The 25,664-nt window shown below is 68.3% G+C and carries 20 protein-coding genes; 2 read left to right on the plus strand and 18 right to left on the minus strand.

The window, feature by feature from the left end; translation table 11 throughout:
- Positions 1-28 precede the first annotated feature (28 nt).
- The 15 genes from OE229_RS01565 to OE229_RS01635 all read right to left on the minus strand — a co-directional run bounded on the left by OE229_RS01565 (position 29) and on the right by OE229_RS01635 (position 15,838).
- On the minus strand, positions 29-1,234 hold the full coding sequence (locus OE229_RS01565; protein WP_262139414.1) for a hypothetical protein: 1,206 nt from the start codon (positions 1,232-1,234) through the stop codon (positions 29-31).
- Positions 1,235-1,271: 37 nt separating this feature from the next.
- Positions 1,272-1,784: a DUF6121 family protein gene (locus tag OE229_RS01570; RefSeq protein ID WP_209134955.1), complete on the minus strand. Its 513-nt coding sequence runs from the start codon at positions 1,782-1,784 to the stop codon at positions 1,272-1,274.
- 27 nt (positions 1,785-1,811) lie between these two features.
- Positions 1,812-2,393 (minus strand): CBU_0592 family membrane protein, encoded by a 582-nt coding sequence (locus OE229_RS01575; protein WP_262139415.1) that lies wholly within the window; start codon positions 2,391-2,393, stop codon positions 1,812-1,814.
- 176 nt (positions 2,394-2,569) lie between these two features.
- Positions 2,570-3,247, minus strand: a complete 678-nt coding sequence (locus OE229_RS01580) for a type IV pilus inner membrane component PilO (protein ID WP_262139416.1) — start codon at positions 3,245-3,247, stop codon at positions 2,570-2,572.
- On the minus strand, positions 3,244-3,972 hold the full coding sequence (locus OE229_RS01585; protein ID WP_262139417.1) for a hypothetical protein: 729 nt from the start codon (positions 3,970-3,972) through the stop codon (positions 3,244-3,246). Before OE229_RS01585 ends, OE229_RS01580 begins: the two co-directional genes overlap by 4 nt.
- Positions 3,969-5,021 (minus strand): type IV pilus assembly protein PilM, encoded by a 1,053-nt coding sequence (gene pilM / locus OE229_RS01590; RefSeq protein ID WP_262139419.1) that lies wholly within the window; start codon positions 5,019-5,021, stop codon positions 3,969-3,971. Before pilM ends, OE229_RS01585 begins: the two co-directional genes overlap by 4 nt.
- A gap of 35 nt (positions 5,022-5,056) precedes the next feature.
- Entirely contained in the window at positions 5,057-5,899 is an 843-nt protein-coding gene (locus OE229_RS01595; RefSeq protein WP_262139420.1) for a prepilin peptidase, read from the minus strand.
- Positions 5,896-7,791, minus strand: coding sequence for a hypothetical protein (locus OE229_RS01600; RefSeq protein ID WP_262139422.1), 1,896 nt, complete (start codon positions 7,789-7,791; stop codon positions 5,896-5,898). The genes OE229_RS01595 and OE229_RS01600 overlap by 4 nt, the downstream gene beginning before the upstream one ends.
- Positions 7,788-8,495, minus strand: coding sequence for a PilW family protein (locus OE229_RS01605; RefSeq protein WP_263344937.1), 708 nt, complete (start codon positions 8,493-8,495; stop codon positions 7,788-7,790). Before OE229_RS01605 ends, OE229_RS01600 begins: the two co-directional genes overlap by 4 nt.
- Positions 8,492-9,943, minus strand: a complete 1,452-nt coding sequence (locus tag OE229_RS01610; RefSeq protein ID WP_369076261.1) for a prepilin-type N-terminal cleavage/methylation domain-containing protein — start codon at positions 9,941-9,943, stop codon at positions 8,492-8,494. The genes OE229_RS01605 and OE229_RS01610 overlap by 4 nt, the downstream gene beginning before the upstream one ends.
- A gap of 73 nt (positions 9,944-10,016) precedes the next feature.
- Positions 10,017-10,475, minus strand: coding sequence for a type II secretion system protein (locus tag OE229_RS18045; RefSeq protein ID WP_307810259.1), 459 nt, complete (start codon positions 10,473-10,475; stop codon positions 10,017-10,019).
- Positions 10,476-10,658: 183 nt separating this feature from the next.
- On the minus strand, positions 10,659-11,882 hold the full coding sequence (locus tag OE229_RS01620) for a type II secretion system F family protein (protein WP_262139425.1): 1,224 nt from the start codon (positions 11,880-11,882) through the stop codon (positions 10,659-10,661).
- On the minus strand, positions 11,882-13,474 hold the full coding sequence (locus tag OE229_RS01625; protein WP_315973844.1) for a type IV pilus twitching motility protein PilT: 1,593 nt from the start codon (positions 13,472-13,474) through the stop codon (positions 11,882-11,884). The genes OE229_RS01620 and OE229_RS01625 overlap by 1 nt, the downstream gene beginning before the upstream one ends.
- A 20-nt stretch (positions 13,475-13,494) precedes the next feature.
- The gene (locus tag OE229_RS01630; protein WP_262139426.1) at positions 13,495-15,162 is read right to left on the minus strand and encodes a GspE/PulE family protein; all 1,668 of its coding nucleotides are present in this window, start codon (positions 15,160-15,162) and stop codon (positions 13,495-13,497) included.
- A 178-nt stretch (positions 15,163-15,340) separates the two neighbouring features.
- Positions 15,341-15,838 carry a GNAT family N-acetyltransferase gene (locus tag OE229_RS01635; protein WP_262139428.1) on the minus strand — a complete coding sequence of 166 codons (498 nt, stop codon included), beginning with the start codon at positions 15,836-15,838 and terminating at the stop codon, positions 15,341-15,343.
- Here OE229_RS01635 and OE229_RS01640 point away from each other — a divergent pair.
- Both OE229_RS01640 and OE229_RS01645 read left to right on the plus strand, forming a co-directional pair.
- Positions 15,837-16,319, plus strand: a complete 483-nt coding sequence (locus tag OE229_RS01640) for a hypothetical protein (RefSeq protein WP_262139430.1) — start codon at positions 15,837-15,839, stop codon at positions 16,317-16,319. The genes OE229_RS01635 and OE229_RS01640 overlap by 2 nt on opposite strands.
- A 136-nt stretch (positions 16,320-16,455) precedes the next feature.
- Positions 16,456-16,851, plus strand: a complete 396-nt coding sequence (locus tag OE229_RS01645) for a VOC family protein (RefSeq protein ID WP_071245506.1) — start codon at positions 16,456-16,458, stop codon at positions 16,849-16,851.
- A 129-nt stretch (positions 16,852-16,980) separates the two neighbouring features.
- Here the strand turns inward: OE229_RS01645 and rpoC are convergent, their stop codons facing one another.
- The 3 genes from rpoC to OE229_RS01660 all read right to left on the minus strand — a co-directional run bounded on the left by rpoC (position 16,981) and on the right by OE229_RS01660 (position 25,432).
- Positions 16,981-20,862, minus strand: a complete 3,882-nt coding sequence (gene rpoC / locus OE229_RS01650) for a DNA-directed RNA polymerase subunit beta' (RefSeq protein ID WP_111191875.1) — start codon at positions 20,860-20,862, stop codon at positions 16,981-16,983.
- A gap of 44 nt (positions 20,863-20,906) precedes the next feature.
- On the minus strand, positions 20,907-24,395 hold the full coding sequence (gene rpoB / locus OE229_RS01655) for a DNA-directed RNA polymerase subunit beta (protein WP_182064374.1): 3,489 nt from the start codon (positions 24,393-24,395) through the stop codon (positions 20,907-20,909).
- 401 nt (positions 24,396-24,796) lie between these two features.
- A complete protein-coding gene (locus OE229_RS01660) occupies positions 24,797-25,432 on the minus strand; it encodes a hypothetical protein (protein ID WP_262139433.1) in 636 nt (211 codons plus the stop codon).
- Positions 25,433-25,664 lie beyond the last annotated feature (232 nt).

Below are 25,664 nucleotides of genomic sequence, written 5' to 3' on the forward strand. Positions count from 1 at the left end.
ATCCGGGTCACCCCGGGAACCGACACCGTCATGAGCCGGTGTCGGACGACCCGTTGCCCACCGCCGAGCGGAACGTGGCGTCGTCGCTCGAGAAGCCCGTGACGTACCCGCTCGCGTTCACGCTGAGCGGCCCCGCGGAGGCCGTCCCGGTGCCGGCAGCACCCGAGATGTCGGCCGTGTACTTCGCCCGGCCGGGCGTCGTCGTCGTGATCAACCAGCCGTTCGTCGTCCAGCTGCCGACCCGGACCGTCGGCCGGGTCTCGAGCGTCCACTTCTGGTTCGAGTACGTGTACGCGGGGTTCTGGCCGTACGCGTAGAAGCTGCACCCGGCGGGGGCGGCGTCCGTGGAGGCGATGCAGCCGTCCACCCAGTCGTCCACCGCCCGCTTGGCAGCCTGCTGCCCGGCGGTGGTCAGGGTCGTGGTCATCTGCACCGGTGTCGAGGTCGAGCGACCGAACCCGCTGACGCTCGCCGATCCCCCGCGGGCCGTGGTCCACTCGTCGCCGTCGAAGGCGACGTCGTACGTGCCGGGCAGGGCGCGGAGGCTCACCGTCCCGTCCTTCGCGGTCTGCACGTCCCGGCCGGCGACGGTGACCGCCGCACCGGACGGCCCCCGCACGGCGACGGCGACCGCTCCCAGCTCGGGGGCCTGCAGCTCCCAGATCGGGAACACGCCCCAGTCCGTCCCGGTCTTGTCCAGCGTGAAGGTCGCAGCGACGTCCTGCCCGCCCTGGCGCAGGTACGCACGGACCGTCGCGGTGTCGCCGTCCGTCCGCGTCGCTGCGACGCGGTAGCCGGTGACCTTGTCCGATGCCTTCGCGTAGGCGGCTTCGCCGAGCAGCACGTCGGTCTTCTCGCGTTCGATGCCCGCGTCGTCGAGGGCGTCGGCCACGCGTCCGGCCGTCAGGTCGTCGAGGAACGCCCGCACCGGGCGATCAGCAGCGTGCGAGGAGGAACCGATCGAGTACCCGACGACCCCGGCGACGAGCAACAGGACCACCGCGGTGCCGCCCGAGACGATGGCGATGAGCTGACCGCGGCGGAGCTTCCGGCGAGGACGCTGCGGCACCGGTCCGGCCATCCCGGGGAACCCGGGGGCTCCTGCGACGGATCCCGGGCCGAGTGCCTGCCCCCCTGCCGCGGACGCTCCGTCGGTGCCACGGATCGAGTCCACCGGCGGGACGGCGCCCCAACCGCCCTGCTGGCCCGGATCCTGCGCTTGCTGGTCGCTCATCGTTCCCCCGTTGCGTGTGCGTCGTGCCCTGCGAACACTACCGTCCGGCGGGTTCCTCGCCCGCGTTCGTCCGGTCGTGCCCGGAGCGCTCGTCAGGCCCGTCCAGACGCGTCGCGGCAGCGCCCGAGCCACCGGCGGTCCGCGCCTGGTGTCGGGCCATCGAGATCCCGCCGAGCACCGACAGGAGCGCCACCACGACGGATCCGACCACGAACGGCCCGAGGGCGTACCCCGCGGGGAAGACCAGGAGTTCCGTCGCGTCCGATCGGACGAGCGCGTAGCCCACGGCCCCGACGCCGAGCATGACCAGGTAGACCGTCGCAGCGGCCACGAGGGCCGTCACGCCGGGGTTGCCGTCCCGCGCACCCGCCACGGTCGCGAGGAAGACCACCACCGCGGCGCCGACCACCATCGCGGGCCCGAGGTACGGGGTGGCGTCGGGCTGCGAGATGACCTCGACGTCGGCGAGCAGGGCTTCGAAGCCCGTGACGGCGATCACGAGCGCGATGAAGAGGACCGACGTCATCGTCGCGATCAACCACCGGGACATGCGCCGATCGTATCGCCGACCGACCGGTCAGCGAGCGGGTTCGGCCTGGTCCGTGTCGTCGGCGTGCTCGTGGCGGACCGCCCGGTCGGACTGCTCCTGCGCTGCGGCGACCAGGGCGAGCGCGATGGTCGCCGTGATGATGGGGACGGTCTCCGTCATGGGGGCCGGCGCCTCCGGCACCGCGGCGGGTGCGGCATCCGGCATCGTCGCGTCCGTCTGGTCGTCGGACTGGAGGCCCGTGGCGGCGTCCGCCTCGGCGGTGTCCTCCGGCTCGTGGTCGCGCAGCGCCGGGCCGATGACCGGCAGGACCCCGGTGGTCGCGGCCGGTTCAGCGTGCAGGACCGGCGGCTCGGTGGACACGGATCCGTCGCGCTTCGCCGCGCGACGTGCTCGGCCCATCCTCACCAGGACCACGACGGCGACGATCGCCCAGATCCCGTTGACGATCGTCGAGGGGACGGCGTGGTGTGCGGCGACGTTGATCGCCACCGCGAGGCCGCCGACCAGGTTGAACAGCTGGTAGAGCGGACCGTTCGGGATCTTGCCGGTGGAGAACAAAATGTAACCAGCTAGAACAGTTACGGCACCGAACCAGCCGAGGAATTCCACGATTCCGACCAACACGCGCGACTCCGGGCACGACGAGGAACGGCCGATTGGAGCCGACCGTTCGAGAGGGGATGAGCAGCCGCGATCACGGCGTCTGGTGCATCGTAATCACAACGACGGGTGTCGCGGAAGTGGGGTCGGCGTGGCGCGGCCGACCCCAGTCCGTGGGGGTCCGGTCAGCCCTTCGCAGCGGTGTCCGACTCGGCGAGGACGTAGACCGAGCCGGAGAGCGACCACGCCTGCGCGTCCATCGGGCTCGCTCCCGAGTCGGAGCTCGTCGAGGCGATGCCGGTCACCAGGAACAACCGCTGTCCGGACTGCACCGCCTTCGTGAAGGCGAGCGCCTGGTCGTACGAGCCTTGCACCGCCACGGTAACCGGGATGACGACGAAGTTCGATCCGTTGATCGCAGCGTCGGTCAGCGCGGTCGGCGCCGTCGGGGTCGGCTCGGCGCTCGGCGTGGCACTCGCCGAAGCCGCAGGCTCGTCGGAAGGCTGGCCGGCTACCGGCTCGTAGGCCTTTGCGTCTCCGACGGTGATCGAGGTCACCGTGACACCAGCGGTGGTCGCTGCACCGTTCAGTTCTCGGAGGAGGGCCTCCGTCGACGGCGTCGACGGCACCGAGGCGCGGAGTGCGTCCAGCTTCGTCTTCGTCTCGGCGAGTGCGTCGCTCGCCTTCTGGAGCCGAGCGAGCTCGGCCTGGTTCCGGGCGTTCGTGGCGTCGATGTCCGTCTGCTGCGAGGAGTTGTCCGCCGCCTGGGCGAGCTGCGGCTGCACCCCGAGGAACCACGCCCCGGCGAGCACGGCTCCGATCGCGACGAGCGCGACGACGAACGAGAGGCGATTGCGGTTCACTTCGACTGCTCCTGGGTGTACTTGCCGTCGAACGCCCGTTCCCCGAGGTGGACCTGGACCGTCGCGGTGTACCCGCCGGAGTCCTCCTGCAACGCGACCGACGTGATGGTCGAGTCCGCGTAGCCCTCGAGCTGCGACAGACGAGCTGTCCAGTCAGGTACCGAGGGGATGGTCGGACTCGACACGGTCAGCTGCATCGATGCGACACGGGCCTTCTCGAGCGGGACCGCCGACTGCGCGAACGCCGTGGTGACGTCAGCGGAGTCGATGGTCATCGAGGTGATGGTGACGCCCGCCGGCAGCACGTTCTTGAGCTGCGACAGCGTGCCGTTCCAGTCGATCTCCGTCGACCCCCCGACGGTTCGTGCCGCTTCCAGCAGCTGGCTGTCCTGTTCGACCTGCCGGACGTCGGAGAAACGTTGCTGCTGCTGCAGCAACGACGCCGTCTCGGACTGCGCTGCGGTCAGTGACGATGCGGTGTCCAGCTGGTGGACCGCCGCTGCGCCGACGCCGAGCGCCGCGACGGCCGCCGTGATGAGGACACCGAGCCACGCACGACGCGCGACGCCCCGCTCGCGACGGTCGACGTGGACCTCGGAGGGCAGGAGATCGACGCGGGGTTCACGACCGGCGATCGATACCTGCGCGCCGCGAGCACTCCGCCGGGGACGCTCCGGTCGTGCCGCACCGACCGCGTCGACGGGTCGCACTTCTGTGACGGTCATGCTGCCCTGCTCCCCACTGCCAACCCGAAGGCGACCGTGATCGCATCGACGTGGTCGGCGACATCGCCGGCCGGGATCGATCGTGCGAGTCCGACACCGTCGAAAGCGGCGCCCATCGTGACGGGCAGGCGCGTCTGCTCCGCGAGCGCCTCCCGCATGCCCTGCAGCCGGGTCCCGCCACCGGTCAGCACGACCCGGGTCACGGGTTCCGACGGCCGGGTGTTGACGAAGTAGTTGATCGTGTTCCGCAAGCTCGATGTGAGTTCGTGGACCGAGGCCGTGATCACAGCGACGGCACGGGCGTCGTCCGGAGTCCGTGCAGATCCGCCGAGCCCGAGGTGGCGCTTCACGGCCTCGGCCTCGTCGAAGGTGATGTCGAGGGTCCCGACCAGCGCGCGGGAGATGTCGTTGCCTCCCATCGGGATGATCCGGACGAACTGCGGGATCCCGTCGGTCGCGATGACCACGCTCGTGGTGTCCGCGCCGAGCTGCACCACCGCCGCGGTTCCCAGGACCCCCTGGCGCCCGAGCAGGACACGGGTGAGCGCGAACGGGATCATGTCGACCCCGATCGGGTTGAGCCCGGCGAGCTGCACGGCCTTGACGTTCGCGAGCACGGCGTCCTTGATGGCTGCGATCAGGAGCCCGTGGACGACGGCGCCGTTCTCGCTCTCCCCCTCGGACACCGGGTAGAAGTCGAGGATCGCATCGCCGACCGGCACCGGGAGCATCTCCTGCACCTGGAACGGGAGGCTCTCGCGGATCTGTGCCATCGGAGCGAGGGGCACCGTGAGGTCGCGGGAGAGCACCCGTTGGTTCCCCATCCCGAGGACGACGTTCTTCGAGCGGAACCGCCCCGTCGACCACAGCTCACGGAGGGTGGCCGCGACGGTGTTCGGTTCGAGGACCTCACCTCGGCTCACCGCGTCCTGCGGAGTGGGGACCTCCGCGAAACGCACCACCGTCGGTTGTGCCTTGTCGGCGTCGACGACCTCGACCGCGCGGATCGACGACCCCGCGATGTCGAGGCCCACGATGCTCTTGCCCATGATGCTGCTTTCGTTGGAGGTGGAGTGGTGGTCGCTCAAGCGACCCCGAGGACCTGGAGGTACCCGGTCCAGAGGAAGTCCCCGAAGACGATCCCGAGCCATGCCCCCATCAGCATCGACGGCCCGAACGGCAGCCCGCCGCGCCATCGAGCACGGCCGGAGAGGAGGAGCGCGATCGCGACGGTACCGCCCACCAGGAACGCGCCGAAAGCACCCACTGCGAGGGGTCCCCATCCGAGGTACGCGAGGACGAGGCCGAGGACCACGGCCAGTTTGACGTCACCGAGACCCATGCCGCCGGGAACCGCCAACGCGAGACCGAGGTAGAGGGCGCCGGACCCGAGGGCACCGATCGCCGCACGACCAAGAGCGGACCAGTCGCCGTCGGCAGCACTCGAGACGACGAGGAGCGCTGCGAGGACGATCCCGGACGGGTAGACGATCGCGTTCGGGAGCGTGTGGGTGGCGACGTCGATCAGGGTGAGTGCGACGCTGATCGCCATCAGGTACAGCAACGCGACGAAGACCACGACCTGCGCCACGGTGTCCTGGGGCGTCCCCGCAGGCGAGCGACCCGCGACCACGAAGGCGGTGAACCCGAACAGGACCGCGGTGGTGAGCTCGACGGCAGGGTACCGTGCGGAGATCGGTGCGGAACAGTCACGGCAGCGTCCGCGCAGGACGAGCCAGGAGAGCACCGGGATGTTGTCGCGGCGCCGTATCGTGTGCCCGCACACCGGACATGCGCTCGGTGGTGAGACCACGGACTGGCCCGCCGGCACGCGGTGCACCACGACGTTGAGGAACGAGCCGATGAGCAGTCCGAACACGGCGGAGATTCCGGGGAGGACGGGACCGAGCACCTGGAGACCGGTCATCGGCACGCACCGCCGGTCGTGCTTGCGCACGCGCCGCTGGCGGTGTACGCGGCCTGGACCTCGACCTGCGTCGTGACCCCGTACGAGGTCGACACGGGCTGCAGGAACTTCGGGGGCGCCGTCGTCAGGAGCCGCTGGTCGTAGACGTAGTTCTTCGAGAACCCGGTGTTGCCGGTCGTCGCGACGGCCCCGCGCCAGTTCTGCGCGATCGAACCGATGACCTTGAGGGTGCCGAGCTTCGAGCCGATGTCGTAGTTCTGGTTCCAGAACGTGCCCGCGTTGCTCGCGATCGCCGCCGACACCGTGATCGACTCACCTGGAGACCGGCTCAGCAGGCCCACGCCTGAGCTGTTGCAGCGTGAGGTGTCCGCCACGTACCCGACACCCCACTGGTAGGTGGTCGGGTACGAGGTGCAGCGGGCGGGGTTGGAGATCTCGACGGCGTTCTGGCCGACGAGCCCGAGCACGTCGTTCGTGGCGCTGACGTAGGTGATGTCGTCGGTCACCCACACGGTGCCGGATGCAGCGATCGTCATCGCCCCGCTGAACGCCCCGCTGACGAAGACGTCGCCCGCCGTGCAGCTGTACGTGTCGGACGCCGAACCCGTCTGGTACGAGGAACCCGACGATCCCCCGTTGATCCACTCGCCCGCGGCCGGGAACCCCTGCCCGTTGCTGAACGGCTGGTTGCTCGTGTTGGTCGCCGAACCGTTCGACCGCACGGTGATCGTGGTGGTGCAGTACGTGTTCGTGTACTTCGACGGGAAGGCCGCACCCCACGCGTTCACGTTGTTCGACGCGGAGGGGATGTCCTGCACGTACATCAGGTTCGAGGGGAGGGTCGGGATGGTGGCACCGGCGGAACTCTGCAGATCCGAGACCGCCCCGCACAGCGCTGCGGCCTTTGCCGGGTCGTCCGCGCCGAGGACCGCGCCGCTCGAACTGTTGACCTTGATCTGCGTGGCCCGGGACCACGGCGACCACACGGTCATCTTGCCGTTCCCGAGGAACTTCACACGGGTCGGTCCGGTGTACATGCAGCCTGGTCGCGGAACCGTCGTGGGCAGGTCGGTCCGCGTCTCCTGCGACATGTTCGTGTTCAGTGCAGGCAGACCGAGGTACGGAACCGCGGTCGCCGCACCGCCGTTGAACGTCCCCGCGCAGGTGCCGCTCGACGGTTTCACGGTCGTGTCGTGCTGTTCGACCGACCCGTTGAACACCGTCGAGCACGCCGAGGTGAAGACGTCGTTGGTCCGGATCGGCCCGTTCAGGGTGTCGGTGCCGGCGAACTGCACCGCCGCGCACTTTCCGGCAACCGATTGCCACTGGTATGCGGTCGTGCAGCCGGCGCCGGTGAGCGCGGGGTTCGAGGACTCGTAGTTGGTGAAGTAGAGGTAGTTGATGAACCCGTCGCCCTTGAGGTTGGCCACGAGCGACCGGACGCTTCCCCCGGCCTTGCCGGTGACACGGACCCGCAGGACGCCCTTGCTGGAGTAGTCGGAGTTGTCGACCTCGTAGCGGAACCACTGGTCGCTCGAGCCGACGACCGGTGCCCAGTCTGGGCCGGAGTTGGTGAACGCGATGTTCTTGTCGGCGTTGACGAAGGTCGACCCGCTCGACTTGCTGAACTGGGCGTTCGCGTTGCCGTAGAGCGCGTAGCCGTTGTCGTTCGAGAGCTTCGACTGGTAGTCGGCGAGCCCCGCGTACGCGGCCGCCATCGCATTCTGGAAGTTGCGGTCCGAAGCGGCCTTGACCGCACCCGAGGTGGAGACGGCGATCATCGTCGCGACGAGCAGCATCATGACGGTGCCGAAGATGAGCACGTTGCCGAGGACCATGCCGCGCTCGTCGCGCTGGGCGCGCGCGAGGACCGCGCTGATGCGACGGATCATGATGAACCCGCTCCGATGCTGGTGCCGTAGACGACATTGAAGAGGTACAGGGTGTTCTGCACGTGGGTGTTGCCGCTCGCACCGGCGGTGGTGGAACCGAGTTCCAGGTTCACGCGGACGGCTCGCACGTTGCCCAACTGCGCGGTCGCCAGTGTTCCGTCCGGCTGGGTCGCGAGTGTCTTGCCATCGGCGCCGAGGTACGAGAACAGCGCGACACCGTCGCTCGTCGGCGAGGCGATCGGACCACCCACGACCAGGCTCCGCGCCGGGGTCTGGGTCGTCGCCGGAAAGGAGTAGAAGCCGTTCGTCGCCGTGCCGTCCCACTGGTCCACGACGAGACGCTTCGCGTCGTTCAGCGAGTAGCGGATCTGCACGGGCTTGTCGGTGCTGTTGCCGTCGAGGTTGATGTACGCGAAGAACACCACCTGCGTCGGGGCCGCCCGGGTGACGGCAGCGGCGTAGGTGCCGTCCGACTTCGGTAACAGACTCGCGGCGTGCACGTAGCGGGTGATGGAGTTCATCGCGATGGACGCCGTCCGAGCGTTCTGGTCGGAGGACGTGTTCGTCACCCCCGCGCGCAGGGTGGCAGTGAAGAACCCGCCCACCGCGACGAGGATGATCATCGACACGCTGACCGCGACGAGCAGCTCGGAAAGAGAGATCCCCGCCTGCTCGCGGTGGAGGCGTCGGAGTGCCCGCATCACGACGTCTGCCCGCGGGGGTCGAGGGTCAGGGTGTTGTCGTAGTTGATGAGCACCAGCGCGGTCTTCTGGTTCACCATGCCGTTGGTCACGGGCTTCACGTTCGAGGCCTTCGACGCGATCTCGTTCTTCGTCGTCGACCCGAACGTCGTCCCGGAGTAGAGCGTCCACGTGCCGAAGGGCAGGGCGATGGTCGCGGTGTCGCCGATCGAGACCGGGAACTTCATCGTCATGCCCGCGGCACAGCCGGGGTCACCTGCGGCCGGGTTCGCCGACGAGACGGCAGTGATGTAGCGGTCCTTCACGCCGGTGACGGTCGCGACGCCCATCATCACGGAGGCCGACGACGGCTTCCCGGGAGCAGTGGCGACCGACGGCGGGCTCACACCGATCGCGTTGGCGGCGTTCGGTGTCGACCAGGACGACGGGTTGGGACTGAGGCAGCTCGTCGCACTCCCGGTGCTGTTCGAGTAGGGGCCGGCATAGACGGTGTAGCCCGAGGCGAACGGGAACACCGGCAACGACGGCTGTGAACTCGAGGTGACGGTGAGCGAGGTACTGGCCAGGTCCCACGGCTTGACGACGTCCAGCCCGCCGGCCGTGCTCGACAGCGTCGTGGGCATGTTGGTCGGGATCATCGCTTTGGAGCCGGCCGCGTACTGCAGGGTCAGCTGGCTCGACTGGTCGTACACGAACGGGACGGGCGAGCTCGCGCCGGCGGTCACCGAGATCGGCGACTGCACGGACGGCTGCTGCTGGTTCGTGTCGATGCCGCCGGTGACGCTCGCAGAGACCGCGTAGTCGCCCTGCGACACGTTCACCGCGTACGAGCAACCCTGTTCGTCGGTCGGGAGGACCGTCGCCGTCAGCGCTGCACCGCCACCTCCACTGACGGGGGTGATCGTGATCCCGACACCTTCGTAGGGCGCTCCCGAAGCAGTGGTGACCGAGATGATCACCGTGCCGTACCCGGGGTCGGTGACCGCGTCGCTGGGCGCGATGGCTGACGAGACGGAAGTGGTACTGGAACCGCCGCGCGGGTTCGGCCACGTCACGGTCTCGACGACGCTCTTGTAGGCGAGCTTGCCGTTCGACGTCCCGCACGCGCCGGTCGCGCCGTCGCTCTGCACCCAACTGACCTTCCGGTCGATCGCGTACTCGACGCCCCCGATGGTCTTCGTGTTGTCCTGACCGGACTTGCTGAGGACCCGGAAGATCCCACCGGTGGAGGCAGCCGCGGTCTGGCGGAGGGTGTCGATGTCCTGCGAGGCGAGGGCGACGGCGGTCTCGCGTCCGCGGTTGGTCTGCGTGAGCTGGAGGCTGTTCGCGATGCCGTAGGCGATCCCGATCGACATGACCGCGAACACCATCATGGCGACCATGACCTCGATGATCGAGAAGCCGGCTTCGGCGTCGTGCCGGTACAGCCGGTCGTGCAGTCGCCGGAACATGGTCACCTCCTCCTCGTCATGTGAGCAAACGAAGGGCGACCTGCCAACCGACAGGTCGCCCTCTTGGTGCGGACTACGCGGCGCCGCAGGCCTTCTCGACGACCGAGGTCGACTCGGTGATACGGAAGGTCTTGCCCGTGGCCGACGTCTCCTGGATGCAGAACGTCGTGGCGCCGCTCGCGGGGGTGGTGCCGTACTTCAGGTCCTTGGTGTTGTCGCTGACCGTCAGCCCGTACTTGCCGAGCTCCGTGGTGTCAGCGACCAGCTTCTGTCCGGTGGTGCTGCCGTCCGGGAGCTTGCCGCTTTCCGTCTGGTACGCGATGACCGCGGTCTTCGCGTTCGCTAGGTCGCTCTTCACGGCCGAGTCCTTCGCGTTGTTCTGCACGTTCAGGTACACCGGGATGGCGATGGCGGCGAGGATGCCGATGATGATGACGACGACGAGGAGCTCGATGAGCGTGAAGCCCTTCTCCTTGTCCTCGAGGAGACCCTTGCGGCGAGCGTCGAGCTTGCCCATGAGAGCGAAGTACATGGTGGTTCCGATCTTGGGGAAATGCGATGGGAGAATGTGCCGGGGAGTGCTCCGCCGCCGCTGACAAGGGTATTCAGCGGCGATTCGGGGCGGAATCCCGAGAACGGGGGGTCCGAACCCTCCGAATTGCCCCCAGTAACAGGGGCGTCGACTCGCGTTCCACCCCCACATGAGGGGCGGCCGTTACTTCACCAACGATGTGATCTGGAAGATCGGCAGGTAGAGCGCGATGATCATGCCACCCACGACGACACCGAGGAATGCGATGAGCAGCGGCTCGATCAGGGCAGTCAGTGACTCGGTCGTCGACTCGACTTCAGAGTCGTAGAACACCGCGATCTTCTCGAGCATGATCTCCAGTGAACCGGCATCTTCGCCGACTGCGACCATTTGCGAAACCATTGCCGGAAAAATGCTTTCGCGAGCCAATGGCGCGGCAATCGACTCGCCTTTCCGGACCTCTTCCGCAACCCGCTCGAGTGCTTTCTGGACCACGAAGTTGTTCGACACCTGACCGACGATCGACAATGCCTGCAGAATGGGGACACCGGCGCCGATCATGTTCGAGAAGTTCCGCGCGAACCGCGCGATGACGATCTTGCGGGTCAGTCCACCGAAGACCGGCAGGCGGAGCATGATCGGATCGCGGGAGCTCCGGAACCGATCGGTGTTCTTGTTCGCCCGGAACCACAGCCAGCCGACGATCACGGCGACCGCGAGGACCGGTGCGAGCCAGCGCATCGCGTGGGACAGGGTCACCAGGACCTGCGTCGGCAGCGGCAGCTGCCCGCCGAGCGACGAGAACATGTCCTGGAAGATCGGGACGATGAAGATGAGCATGATCACGACGGCGGCAAGTGACATGCACAGCACGACCACCGGGTAGGTCATCGCCGACTTGATCGTCGAGCGGAGCTTGTGCTCCTTCTCGAAGTTCGTCGCGATGGAGTCCATGGCCTGGTCGAGGAAGCCGCCGGTCTCCCCCGCGCGGATCATGTTGATCATGATCGGCGGGAAGTCGACCGGGTACTTCGCGACGGCGTCGGAGAACGAGACGCCGCGCTCGACGTCGTCGCGGACCTTGCCGAGGATGTCCTTGAGCTTCTTGTTCTCGGTCTGGTCGGACAGGATCGTGAGGGTCCGCAGGAGCGAGAGCCCCGAGGTGAGCATCGTCGAGGCCTGCCGCGACATGATCGCGAGGTCCTTGAGGCCGACGCCCTTCTCGAACCCGGGGATCTTGATCTCGGTCTGGAGCCCGGTGCCGGCCTTCGCCTCGGTGATGGCGATCGGCGAGACGCCCATGCCCCGGAGGCGCTGGACGACGGCCCCCTCGGACGCGGCGTCGAGGCGGCCCTTCACGAGCTTGCCGGCGCCGTCGCGCCCGCGGTAGTCGAACGCGAGTGACATCAGTAGCCTCCGGAGAACTTGTCGCCGAAGTCGATGCCGCTGGCGGCGATCGCGGCGGCCGAGGAGTCGGACGGGGACTCGACGCGCTGGACGAGCCGGTCGAAGCCCTCTTCGTCGTGCACCTTCTCCATCGCGGCCTTGCGCGAGATGGTGCCGACGTTGACCAGTTCGGCGAGGTCCTGGTCCATGGTGTGCATGCCGAGGTCACGTCCGGCCTGCATGGCGGACGTGATCTGGTAGGTCTTGCCCTCGCGGATGAGGTTGCCGATGGCCGGGGTGATCGTCATGATCTCGGTGGCGACGACCCGACCGACGCCGTTGGCCTTCGGGACGAGGGTCTGACAGACGACGCCCTGCAGGGTGGCCGCGAGCTGGGTGCGGATCTGCCCCTGCTGGTGCGGCGGGAAGACGTCGATGACGCGGTCGATCGTGCCGGGCGCGCTCTGCGTGTGCAGGGTGGCGAACACGAGGTGGCCGGTCTCGGCGGCGGTGAGTGCGACGGAGATGGTCTCGAGGTCGCGGAGCTCACCGATCAGGATGACGTCGGGGTCCTGCCGCAGCACGTGCTTGAGCGCGGAGGCGAAGGAGTGGGTGTCGGCGCCGACCTCGCGCTGGTTGATGATCGACCGCTTGTGGTCGTGCATGAACTCGATCGGGTCCTCGACCGTGACGATGTGGTCGGCGCGGCTCTCGTTGACCAGGTCGATGAGCGCGGCGAGGGTGGTCGACTTGCCCGAACCGGTCGGACCGGTGACGAGGACCAGGCCACGGGGCAGGCCGGCGAAGTCGCCGACGTGCGCGGGGATCCCGAGCTGCTTGAGCGTCTTGATCCTGGTGGGGATGATGCGGAACGCAGCTCCCCAGTTGCCGCGCTGCTGGTAGTAGTTCACGCGGAAGCGGTACTCCGGCGACAACGAGTACGCGAAGTCGAGCTCCTGGTCGTGGTCGAACTGCCCGGCCTGTTCGACGGACAGCAGCGTCTTGAGTGCGGCGATGACCTTGCCGCGCGACCACGCGCCTCCGGGCACGGCCGGCCGGAGCGAGCCGTCCACGCGGACGGTGGGCGGGGCGTCGGCCGTGACGTGCAGGTCGGAGGCCCCCTGGTAGACGACCTGCGCCAGTGCGGTGATGAGGTCGGGGTCGGCGACCTCGCGCGCGTGCCGGGCGAAGTCGATGTCACCGGCCGATCCCGCGGCGGGGGCCGGAGCGGGTGCCGGCGGTGCGGCGTGGTGTGCGCCGCTGTACGCGATGGCCGGCAGCTGCTGGGTCGCCGGCTCGGCGTACCCGTAGGTGGCGGTCGACGACGGCACCGCGGCGGGCGGCGTCGCCGGAGCGGTGGCGGACTGCGCCACGGGCGCAGCGACCGGACCACCCACGGGCCCGGCAACCGGGCTCGCCACGGCCGTGCCGGTGGGCGCGGGCCACACCGCCGAGTCGTCCGTCAGGTCGTAGACCTGCTCGGGCGGGGCAGCAGCGGCCGCGGCCAGACGCGCGGCACGGCGGGAGCCGACCTCGGCGCCGGGGGTGCCGGGGTGCCACCCGGCGACGGGCTCGTCGCCGGGCATGGTGATGTCGTACACGGAGTCGGTCATCTGCTCGTCCTGTCCCCCGGTCACGCGACGACGCGCAGGATCTCGTCAACGCTCGTCATGCCGAGCTTGACCTTCTCGAAGCCGTCCTGGCGGAGCGTGAGCATGCCCTGTTGCTGGGCGACGCGGCTGATCTCCGCGCTCGAGGCACGACCGACGGCGAGCCGCTCGATCTCTTCGGTGACGGTCATGACCTCGTGCAGGGCGATGCGGCCGCGGTACCCGGTGTTCAAGCACACCGCGCAGCCGACCGGGGCGAAGAACGCAGGCATCTCGTCGCCGGGGCGCAGGAACCCGAGCGCCTGGAGCTGCTCGATCTCGTACACGGCGGGCGCCTTGCACCGGTCGCACAGCCGGCGAGCGAGTCGCTGGGCGACGACGGAGTCGAGGGCGGACCCGACCAGGAACGGCTCGATGTCCATCTCGGTCAGGCGGGTCACGGCCGACGGGGCGTCGTTGGTGTGCAGGGTGGAGAGCACGAGGTGCCCGGTGAGCGACGCCTCGATCGCGATCTGGGCGGTCTCGTGGTCGCGGATCTCACCCAGCAGCACGACGTCGGGGTCGGAGCGGAGGATCGAGCGGAGCGCGGACGCGAACGTCAGGCCGGCCTTCGGGTTGACCTGCACCTGGTTGATCCCGGCCATCCGGTACTCGACCGGGTCCTCCACCGTGATGACGTTGATCTCGGGCTTCGCCACGGCGTTGAGGGTCGTGTACAGCGTCGTCGACTTGCCCGAACCGGTGGGACCGGTGACCAGGATCATGCCGTACGGCTTCGAGTAGGACCGCTGGTAGGCCTGGAAGTTCTGCTCGAGGAGGTTGAGGTCCTTGAGGGTCAGCGAGGTGTTCGTGTTGTCGAGGATCCGCATGACGACCTTCTCGCCCCACACGGTGGGCAGCGTCGCGACGCGGAGGTCGATCTGCCGGCCGCCGTGCCGCACGGACATGCGGCCGTCCTGCGGCTTGCGACGCTCGGCGATGTCGATGTCGCTCATGATCTTCAGGCGGCTGATCACGCCGTTCTGGATGTTCTTCGGCGCCGGCGCCATCTCGTGCAGCACACCGTCGATGCGGTACCGGATCCGGACCTCGTGCTCGCCGGGCTCGATGTGGATGTCGGACGCGTGGTCCTGGATGGCCTGGGACACGAGCAGGTTCACGAAGCGGACGATCGGGACGTCGTCGAGGGCACCGTCGGCGATGTCGACCTGCGCGTTCGAGGTCGTCGACGCTTCTTCTTCGAGCGACGACGTCAGGTCGTTCAGCTCGTCGTCGGCGCGCAGGTACCGGTCGAGGGCAGCGACGAGGTCACGCTCCTCGACCTGCAGCGGCTTGATCGCCCGGCCGGACGCCGTCCGGGCGTCGTCGATGGCGAGCACGTTCGTGGGGTTCACCATCGCGAGGATGAGCAGGTCGCCCTCGAACCCGACGCCGAGTACACCGTGGCGCCGGCACAGCGCCGCCGGCAGGATCGACACCGCGGTGCCGTCGACGGGGTAGTCGCTCAGCGGAACGGTGCGTGAGTTGTTCGACGCGGCCCGGGCGGTGATGAACTGGGCCTCGCTCACGACGCCCTGGTCGACCAGGCCGCGGATGGCGCGCTCGTCGAGGTCCTCGTCACCCGTCATCGCATCGAGGTGCTCGATGGGCAGGGCGCCGTTCAGGATGAGGATCTCGGACAGGGTCGCCATGAGTCCCGTGCCTCCTTGGACTCGCGCACGGCGAGACGTCGTCGGGTGATGCGCCACCAGGGATGTGGCGCCCGACCACGCTACTTCTGGGGCCCTCGCCGACCGCAGTCCCAGAAAGAGGGGGCGGAGGGGGTCCTGCTGCACCCAGAACTGGGGTCCACGACCCGTTCGGCCCCGGTCAGAGGGACACCGAGGCCGTGACGTGGACCTCGCTCCGGACGAACCCGAGCCGCTCGTAGATCCGGACCGCACCGCTCGGGTTCTCGGTGTCGACGTCCAGCACCGCCGCCGACAGCCCGTCCGCTCGCATCGCCGCGAGTGCAGCGCCGAGCACGAGCGGCGCCAACCCGCGGCCACGCGCAGAACGGGTGACGCCCACCCAGTGCACGTACCCGAACGGCCGTCCGCGTGCGGCGAACCCGTCCGGATCGACCTCGACGACGGCGAAGGCGAGCACGTTGCCCAGGGGATCGACCACGACTCGGGACAGGTCGAGCCGACTCTTCGGTGCGGTGAGGAAGCCCCGCCAGTCGGACGCGACCATCGGCTGCGAGCCCCAGTGGTCGCGGAATGCGTCGTTCTTGGCAGCCCGCATCGGCTCGATGTCGTCCGCGGCCGCTGGACGCAGGACCAGACCGTCGGGGAACGCGGACGTCGGGGGGGCCGTCGACGGCATGGTCGGCGAAGACGAGCTCCATCTCGACCCAGTGCCGGACCGGCCGGAACCCGAGCCGCTCGGCGAGGGCGAGGACGGGAGCACCGGAGCGACCACCGACGTCGAGGGTCGCGGGGAGGTCGATGTCAAGCGCGGCGAGCCGTTGCTGCGCTCGGCCGACCTGCCACGCGAGGACCCGGCGCCCGACACCACGGCTCCGGTACCGGGGGTGGACCGCACCGCCGAGCACCGCCCGCGCCGCGGTGACCCGGGAAGGGACGTCGATGACGATGCCGTAGGCCTGCACATGTCCATCAGGATCGACGCCCACGACCGTGTCCCGATCGACGACGAGCCCTTCGGTGGACAACGAGCGGTCGAGGTCCGCTGTGGAGGGACGGGCACGAGGATCGTCGAGGGCGGCGGCAGCGACCGCGACCGCGTGCATGCCCACCAGGTCGTCACGCGATCCCGGACGGAAGACGATGCCGCCCACGGGTGACGGCAGCTCGAGCCGGGGCGGGGCGGGGATCCGTTCGCGCAGCGTCGCCATCACACCACCCTGCCACGCGGGCCGGACAGCGCGGCACCGCGGAATCCCTCTCGACGCGCGCCCCCACCCGGGCACATGATGAGACATGGACATCACGAGCGTGACCGTGGGGTTGCCCGTCAGCGACATCGAGGCGTCCTGCCTCTGGTACGGCGCGGTCTTCGAGCGCACCGAGCCGGACCTCGAGCCCGAGGACGGCGTCGCCGAGTACGAGGTCGGCGGCATCTGGATCCAGCTCTACGTCGACGAACAGGCCGAGGAGAACCCGGTCAGCGTCCGCTTCGGCGTCGACGACGTCGCCGCTCAGCACGCACGCATCGGCGCGCTCGGCATCGACATCGGCCCCGTCGAGTGCGTCGACGGTGCGGTCGACTGGTTCGACGTCCGCGACCCGGACGGCAACGTGCTGAGCCTGTTCTCGCTGGTCGACGAGACCGGTCGCGGTTCCGGCCGCGACAACGGCGCGGGCCGCGCGCTCTAGCCGCGACCCCACGGCGGACGGGAGGCCCGTGGCGGCCCCGCACCGCGCCTCCAGGCCGTCACGTGGTGACGACACGACGAAGGCCCCGTCTCCTTGCGGAGACGGGGCCTTCGCGGGATCACATCAGGCTCAGTTGTACGTGCCCGGCGTGAAGTCGTCCGACGAGAAGCTGTCGAAGTCGACGAAGCTCAGGTCGGCGTCCGAGAACGACGAGTCGTCAGCGAAGATGCGGTTGGGGTACCGCTCCGCCTTCGCCTCTTCGGTCGCGTTCACGTCCACGTCGCGGTACCGGCTGAGGCCCGTCCCGGCGGGGATGAGCTTACCGATGATGACGTTCTCCTTGAGGCCGACGAGGTGGTCCTGCTTGCCCTCCATGGCCGCCTGCGTGAGCACGCGGGTGGTCTCCTGGAAGGAAGCGGCGGACAGCCACGACTCGGTCGCGAGGGACGCCTTCGTGATGCCCATGACCTCCTGGCGAGCCGAGGCGGTCTTGCGACCCTCCTGCAGCGCCGCACGGTTCAGCGCGTTGTAGCGCGACCGGTCGACGAGCTCACCCGGCAGCAGGTCGGTGTCGCCGTGGTCGACGACGGTGACCTTGCGGAGCATCTGGCGGACGATGACCTCGATGTGCTTGTCGTGGATCGGCACACCCTGCGAGCCGTAGACGTCCTGCACACCGTTGACCAGGTGCTTCTGGACCTCTCGGACACCCTTGACCCGGAGGACTTCCTTCGGGTCGACGGTGCCGGCGATGAACTGCTCGCCGAGCTCGACGTGCTGGTTGTCCTCGATGAGGAGCGTCGCACGCTTGAGCACCGGGTAGATGAACGGCTCGTCGCCGTTGTCCGGCGTGAGGATGATCCGACGACCCTTGTCCGTGTCCTCGACCACGACGCGGCCGGGGGCCTCGGCGATCGGGGACGCGCCCTTGGGGGTACGCGCCTCGAAGAGCTCCGTGACACGCGGGAGACCCTGGGTGATGTCGTCGGCCGAGGCCGAACCACCCGTGTGGAAGGTACGCATCGTCAGCTGGGTACCGGGCTCACCGATGGACTGGGCGGCGATGATGCCGACCGCCTCGCCGATGTCGACGAGGTTACCCGTGGCGAGCGAACGGCCGTAGCACTTCGCGCAGACACCGACGGCGGACTCGCAGGTCAGGACCGAGCGCACCTTGATGCTCTCGACGCCGGCCGCGAGCAGCTTGTCGATGAGCACGTCACCGACGTCCTCACCGGCCTCTGCCACGACCGTGCCCTGTGCGTCCACAGCCTCGGTGGCCAGGGTGCGGGAGTACACGGTGTTCTCGACGCGCGGGTCGCGGACGAGCTTGCCGTCGGCGTCCACGGTCGCGATCGGCAGCTCGAGGCCACGCGTCGTGCCGCAGTCGTCCTCGCGGATGATGACGTCCTGCGAGACGTCCACGAGACGACGGGTGAGGTACCCGGAGTCCGCGGTACGGAGCGCGGTGTCGGCAAGACCCTTCCGAGCACCGTGGGTGGCGATGAAGTACTCCGCCACGGTCAGGCCCTCGCGGTACGAGTTGATGATCGGGCGGGCGATGATCTCGCCCTTCGGGTTGTTCACCAGACCACGCATACCGGCGATGTTGCGGACCTGGAGCCAGTTACCACGAGCACCCGACGACACCATGCGGTTGATGGTGTTGTCGACCGGGAAGTTGTCGCGCATCTCCTGCGCGATCTCGTTCGTGGCCTCGGTCCAGATCTTGATCAGGTCGGCGCGACGCTCGGAGTCGGTGATCAGACCCTTGTCGAACTCGCCCTGCACCTTGGCGGCCTGGACCTCGTAGCCCGCGATGATCTCCTTCTTGCGAGGAGGCGTCACGACGTCCGACAGGGCGACGGTCACACCGGAGCGGGTGCCCCAGTAGAAGCCGGCGTCCTTGATCCGGTCGAGCGCAGCGGCCGTCTCGGTCTTGGAGTAGCGCTCGGCGAGGTCGTTGACGATCGCGGAGAGCACGCCCTTGTCCGTGACCTTCTGGACGAACGGGTAGTTCGCCGGAAGGGTCTCGTTGAAGAGCGCACGGCCCAGGGTGGTCTCGAGCAGCACGGTGTCGCCCTGCTCGTAGCCCTCGGGTGCTTCACCCTCGGCGAAGTGGACACCCGTCATGCGGATCTTCACCATCGCGTTGAGGTGCAGCGTGTGCTGGTCGTTCGCCAGGATCGCCTCGGCCACCGACGAGAACGCACGGCCCTCGCCCACGGCGCCCTCGCGGACGGTCGTGAGGTGGTGCAGACCGATGATCATGTCCTGTGCGGGCAGGGTCACCGGGCGGCCGTCGGACGGCTTCAGGATGTTGTTGGAGGCGAGCATCAGGATGCGGGCCTCGGCCTGGGCCTCGACCGACAGCGGCAGGTGCACGGCCATCTGGTCACCGTCGAAGTCCGCGTTGAACGCAGCACACACGAGCGGGTGGAGCTGGATGGCCTTGCCCTCGACGAGCTGCGGCTCGAACGCCTGGATGCCCAGACGGTGCAGCGTCGGCGCACGGTTCAGCAGGACGGGGCGCTCGCGGATGATCTCCTCGAGCACGTCCCACACCTGCGGACGCGAACGCTCGACCATGCGCTTGGCCGACTTGATGTTCTGCGCGTGCGACAGGTCGATGAGGCGCTTGATCACGAACGGCTTGAAGAGCTCGAGCGCCATCTGCTTGGGCAGACCGCACTGGTGCAGCTTCAGCTGCGGGCCGACGATGATGACCGAACGGCCCGAGTAGTCGACGCGCTTGCCGAGCAGGTTCTGGCGGAAACGACCCTGCTTGCCCTTGAGCATGTCGCTCAGGGACTTCAGGGCGCGGTTGCCGGTACCCGTGACCGGACGACCACGACGACCGTTGTCGAACAGCGCGTCAACGGCTTCCTGCAGCATGCGCTTCTCGTTGTTCACGATGATCTCGGGGGCACCGAGGTCGAGCAGGCGGCGGAGACGGTTGTTGCGGTTGATCACACGACGGTAGAGGTCGTTGAGGTCCGACGTGGCGAAACGGCCACCGTCGAGCTGCACCATCGGGCGCAGCTCCGGCGGGATGACCGGCACGACGCCGAGCACCATCGCGGCCGGCGAGTTGCCGGTGGCGAGGAAGGAGCTGACGACGCGCAGACGCTTGATCGCGCGGATCTTCTTCTGGCCCTTGCCCTCGGCGATCTGCAGACGCAGTGCCTCGGCCTCGGCGGCCAGGTCGAACGCCTCGAGCCGGAGCTTGATCGCCTCGGCGCCCATGTAGGCGTCGAAGTAGATCCCGAACCGGTCCTGGAGCTCGTGGAAGACGGCGTCCTCGGGCTTGAGGTCGCCCACCTTGAGGTTGCGGAAGTCCTCCCACACACGCTCGAGACGGGTGATGTCCTCGTCGAACGACTTCCGGACCTGGGACATCTCCTTCTCGGCGGTGTCCTTGGTGCGGCGCTTGACGTCGGCCTTCGCACCCTCTTCCTCAAGGGCTGCGAGGTCGTCCTCGAGCTTCTTGAGGCGGTCGGCGATGATCGAGTCGCGCTGGCCCTCGAGGGTCTTGATCTCGAGACGCATCTCGTTCTCGAGACCCGGCATGTCCGCGTGACGGCCCTCCTCATCGATGTCGATGATCATGTACGCCGCGAAGTAGATGACCTTCTCGAGGTCCTTCGGCGCCATGTCGAGGAGGTACCCGAGGCGCGACGGGACGCCCTTGAAGTACCAGATGTGCGTGACGGGGGCAGCGAGCTCGATGTGGCCCATGCGCTCACGACGGACCGAGGACTTGGTGACCTCGACGCCGCAGCGCTCGCAGACGATGCCCTTGAACCGGACACGCTTGTACTTGCCGCAGGCGCACTCCCAGTCGCGGGAAGGACCGAAGATCTGCTCGCCGAACAGACCGTCCTTCTCGGGCTTCAGGGTGCGGTAGTTGATGGTCTCCGGCTTCTTGACCTCGCCGTACGACCACTGACGGATGTCCTCGGCGGTCGCGAGGCCGATCCGAATGGCGTCAAAGGAAGTTGCTTCGAGCAATGTTCTTCTCTCTTGCTGATTCAGGCTTCGATGTACGGGCGGGATCAGATGTCGTCGACGGAGGACGACTCGAACCGCGAGGAGATGTTGATGCCCAGCTCCTCCGCAGCGCGGAAGACCTCGTCATCGTTGTCGCGCAGGCTGACCGCCTGGCCGTCGGCCGAGAGGACCTCGACGTTCAGGCAGAGCGACTGCATCTCCTTCATGAGGACCTTGAAGGACTCGGGGATGCCGGGTTCCTGGATGTTCTCGCCCTTGACGATCGCCTCGTAGACCTTCACGCGGCCGAGGATGTCGTCGGACTTGATCGTCAGGAGCTCCTGGAGGGCGTAGGCGGCGCCGTACGCTTCGAGCGCCCACACCTCCATCTCACCGAATCGCTGTCCACCGAACTGCGCCTTACCACCCAGCGGCTGCTGCGTGATCATCGAGTACGGACCGGTCGAACGCGCGTGGATCTTGTCGTCGACCAGGTGGTGCAGCTTGAGGATGTACATGTAGCCGACCGAGACGGGCTCCGGGAACGGCTCGCCGGAGCGGCCGTCGAAGAGCTGCGCCTTGCCGGACGAGCCGATCAGGCGCTCGCCGTCGCGGTTCGGGAGGGTCGAGTCGAGGAGGCCCTCGATCTCGCGCTCGTACGCACCGTCGAACACCGGGGTGGCGACCTTGGTGCCGGGCTCGGCGCTGCGGGCCGCCTCGGGGAGGGCGGAAGCCCACTCCTGGATGCCCTCGACGTTCCAGCCCTGCTTGGCGAGCCACCCGAGGTGGATCTCGAGCACCTGGCCGAAGTTCATGCGGCCGGGGACGCCGAGCGGGTTGAGGACGATGTCGACGGGGGTGCCGTCGGCGAGGAACGGCATGTCCTCGACCGGGAGGATGGTCGAGATGACGCCCTTGTTGCCGTGACGACCGGCGAGCTTGTCACCCGCGGTGATCTTGCGCTTCTGGGCGATGTAGACGACCACGCGCTGGTTGACACCAGAGCCGAGTTCGTCGTCACCGTCCTGCGAGTCGAACACCTTGACGCCGATGATCGTGCCCTCTTCACCGTGGGGCACCTTGAGCGAGGTGTCGCGGACTTCGCGCGACTTCTCGTTGAAGATGGCACGGAGCAGACGCTCCTCGGCGCTCAGCTCGGTCTCGCCCTTCGGCGTGACCTTGCCGACGAGGATGTCGCCGGGGCGGACCTCGGCACCGATGCGGATGATGCCGCGCTCGTCGAGGTCGGCCAGCAGGTCCGGGCTGACGTTGGGGAGGTCACGGGTGATCTCCTCCTTGCCGAGCTTGGTGTCGCGGGCGTCGACCTCGTACTCCTCGATGTGGATCGAGGAGAGCGTGTCGTCCTTGATGAGGTTCTGCGACAGGATCATCGCGTCCTCGTAGTTGTAGCCCTCCCACGGCATGAACGCGACGAGGAGGTTCTTGCCGAGCGCGAGCTCGCCGTTCTCCGTCGCGGGACCGTCGGCGATGACCTCGCCCTGCTCCACGCGCTCGCCTGCGGAGACGATGACGCGGTGGTTGTAGCTCGTGCCCTGGTTGGAGCGGTCGAACTTGCGCAGGTAGTAGGTCTGCGTGCCGCCCTCGTCGAGCTGCAGGGTGACGGCGTCGGCCGAGACCTCGGAGACGACACCGGCCTTGTCGGCGGTGACGACGTCGCCGGCGTCGATGGCCGTGTAGCCCTCCATGCCGGTGCCGACGAGCGGCGACTCGGAACGGAGCAGCGGGACGGCCTGACGCTGCATGTTCGCACCCATGAGGGCGCGGTTCGCGTCGTCGTGCTCGAGGAACGGGATGAGCGACGTCGCGACCGACACCATCTGGCGCGGGGAGACGTCCATGTAGTCGACCTCGTCCTTGGCGACGAGTTCGACCTCGCCACCCTTCTTGCGGACGAGCACCTTGTCGTCGGCGAAGTGGAAGTCGTTCGTCAGCGGGGCGTTGGCCTGCGCGACGACGAAGTCGTCCTCTTCCGAAGCGGTGAGGTAGTCGATGGTCTTCGTGACCTCGCCGTTGACGACGCGACGGTACGGGGTCTCGATGAAGCCGAAGGAGTTGATTCGACCGAACGACGCGAGCGAACCGATCAGGCCGATGTTCGGGCCTTCCGGGGTCTCGATCGGGCACATGCGGCCGTAGTGCGACGGGTGGACGTCACGGACCTCGACGCCGGCACGCTCACGGGACAGACCACCCGGGCCGAGGGCCGAGAGACGACGCTTGTGCGTCAGACCCGCGAGCGGGTTGTTCTGGTCCATGAACTGCGACAGCTGGGACGTTCCGAAGAACTCCTTGATCGCGGCGACGACCGGGCGCACGTTGATGAGCGTCTGGGGCGTGATCGCCTCGATGTCCTGAGTGGTCATGCGCTCGCGGACGACGCGCTCCATCCGGGACAGACCCGTGCGGACCTGGTTCTGGATGAGCTCGCCGACGGCGCGGATGCGACGGTTGCCGAAGTGGTCGATGTCGTCGACGTCGAGGCGCAGCTGCACCGGCTCGCCGTCACGGACGCCGTCGATCGTGGTGCGCTCAGCGTGCAGCGACACCAGGTACTTGATCGTCGCGACGATGTCCTTGACGGTGAGCACCGAGTCGGACAGCGGGGCGTCCATGCCGAGCTTGCGGTTGACCTTGTAGCGGCCGACCTTCGCCAGGTCGTAGCGCTTCGGGTTGAAGTAGAAGTTGTCGAGGAGCGCACGCGCGGCCTCGGCAGCGACCTGCTCGCCCGGACGGAGCTTGCGGTAGATGTCCTTGAGCGCCTCTTCCTTCGTGAGGACGGCGTCCTTCTCGAGGGTCGACTCGATCGACGCGAAGCCCTGGAACTCGTCCATGATCTCTTCGCTCGTCAGGCCGAGGGCCTTGAGGAAGACGGTCACGGACTGCTTGCGCTTGCGGTCGATGCGCACGCCCACCTGGTCGCGCTTGTCGATCTCGAACTCGAGCCAGGCACCACGCGACGGGATGATCCGCGCCGAGTAGATGTCCTTGTCGGAGGTCTTCTCCTGCTGGCGCTCGAAGTACACGCCGGGCGAACGGACGAGCTGCGACACGACGACGCGCTCGGTGCCGTTGATGATGAACGTGCCGCGTTCGGTCATGAGCGGGAAGTCGCCCATGAAGACCGTCTGCGTCTTGATCTCACCCGTCATGTGGTTCATGAACTCGGCGTTGACGTACAGCGGAGCGGCGTAGGTCTTGCCGCGCTCCTTGCAGTCGTCGATCGAGTACTTCGGGTCTTCGAGCTCCGGCGCGGTGAACGAGAGCTGCATGGTCTCGCCGAGGTCCTCGATCGGGGAGATCTCCTCGAAGATCTCCTCGAGCCCCGAGTGCAGCGCGAGGTCGGTACGACCCTGCTCCTGCCCTTCGGCGAGGCGGGCCTTCCAGACGTCGTTGCCGACGAGCCAGTCGAAGCTCTCCGTCTGGAGTGCGAGCAGATCAGGAACCGTGAGGGTGTCCGTGATCTTGGCGAACGAGAGTCGCGAGTGGTTGCGACCGTTCTTGGGGTTGGTGGATGCGTTGGGCGCAGCAGCCAAGGGTGTGACCTCCGGTAGGCCCCGTCGGGCCGACACTGACGAGCAGTGTGTAGGTGAGTGGATTGATCGCTCGGCGAACCCTGAGATGCAAGCCCTGCGACCACGCCGACGCGTGCCTGACGCGGAACGTCGGTGCACGTGTGGGATGATCTCCGTGAGCGGTACCCGCCGCCATATACGGGTCCGGCTGCACCAGGGCGAGATGAGTTTCTGTCTCAGAACTCTGCGTCGACCGCAATATGACGACACGGATGCCAGGGAGCGCGAACTGTCATCATAGTTCGCTCCGTGGCGCGCTGTCCAGTCCCGGCTTGACCGGATTCGGCAGTGGCGTGTATAAGCCGCCACACGCCGCTTCCATTCCCGCGGTCAGCAGGGTTCCGGATCAGCGGAGCCCCCGATCAGCCGAGGCGCTCGCGCTCGCCGTGATCCGCGCCTCCCGGCCCGCCCGGCAGTCCCGCCAGCGCACGGAACGCGTCCTCCGGGCGACGTGTGCGGACGAACGTGACCCGGCCCCGGTCGTCGGTGAGCTCGATCCCGAGCCCGGGCGTGAGGATGAGCGCACGCTCGCCGCGACGGATCCGCAGGCCGACGCCACCGTAGGTGGCCGCGTCCGCCTCGACCAGACGGACGTCGGTGATCCGCCGGCGCGGGATGCGCCGCGGCGGGAGCGGACGGAAGTGCAGGGTCACGTGCCGCTCGGTGACGGTGAACCCGGCACGGGCGAGCAGGAGCAGCGACCCGAGGGCGACGGCGAGCAGGGCCGGCACCAGCAGGGCGACCTCCGGCGCGTCCCCGGGCCAGCCGAGCACGGCGGCGGACAGGCCGGCGCCACCGAGGAGCAGCGTCGTGCCGACGACCCGCATCCAGGTGGGCGCCGTATCGCGGTCGGCGTGGAACGGCAGGGCGGCGCGGGACGGATGGGCGGCGCGGGACGGCCGGGAGGCCCGGGCCGACCGGGTGGGTCGGGTTCCGGCCCGGCGGGTGTCCGGGTCGGCGAGGCGTGCGGTGGGCACGCTCATGGTGTCGGCGGTCATGACGGAGGTCTCCTGCGGCGGATCAGCAGTGGTGCACTCGTCATCGGGTGCGGTGCGTTCGACGGCCAGCGCGCGCGGGTGACCGGAGGGGTGGCGCGCAGCAGCACGCCGACGACGCGCACGCTCGAGCGGTGGGGTCGCTCACGGGCACGTCGTGGTCACGGTGTCCGGGCGGACGCGTGGTGTGTGGGGCACACACGCATCGACGCTCTGGCGTCGTGACGACAGGCGT

The sequence above is a fragment of the Curtobacterium poinsettiae genome, assembly GCF_025677645.1.
Classification (GTDB): domain Bacteria; phylum Actinomycetota; class Actinomycetes; order Actinomycetales; family Microbacteriaceae; genus Curtobacterium; species Curtobacterium poinsettiae_A.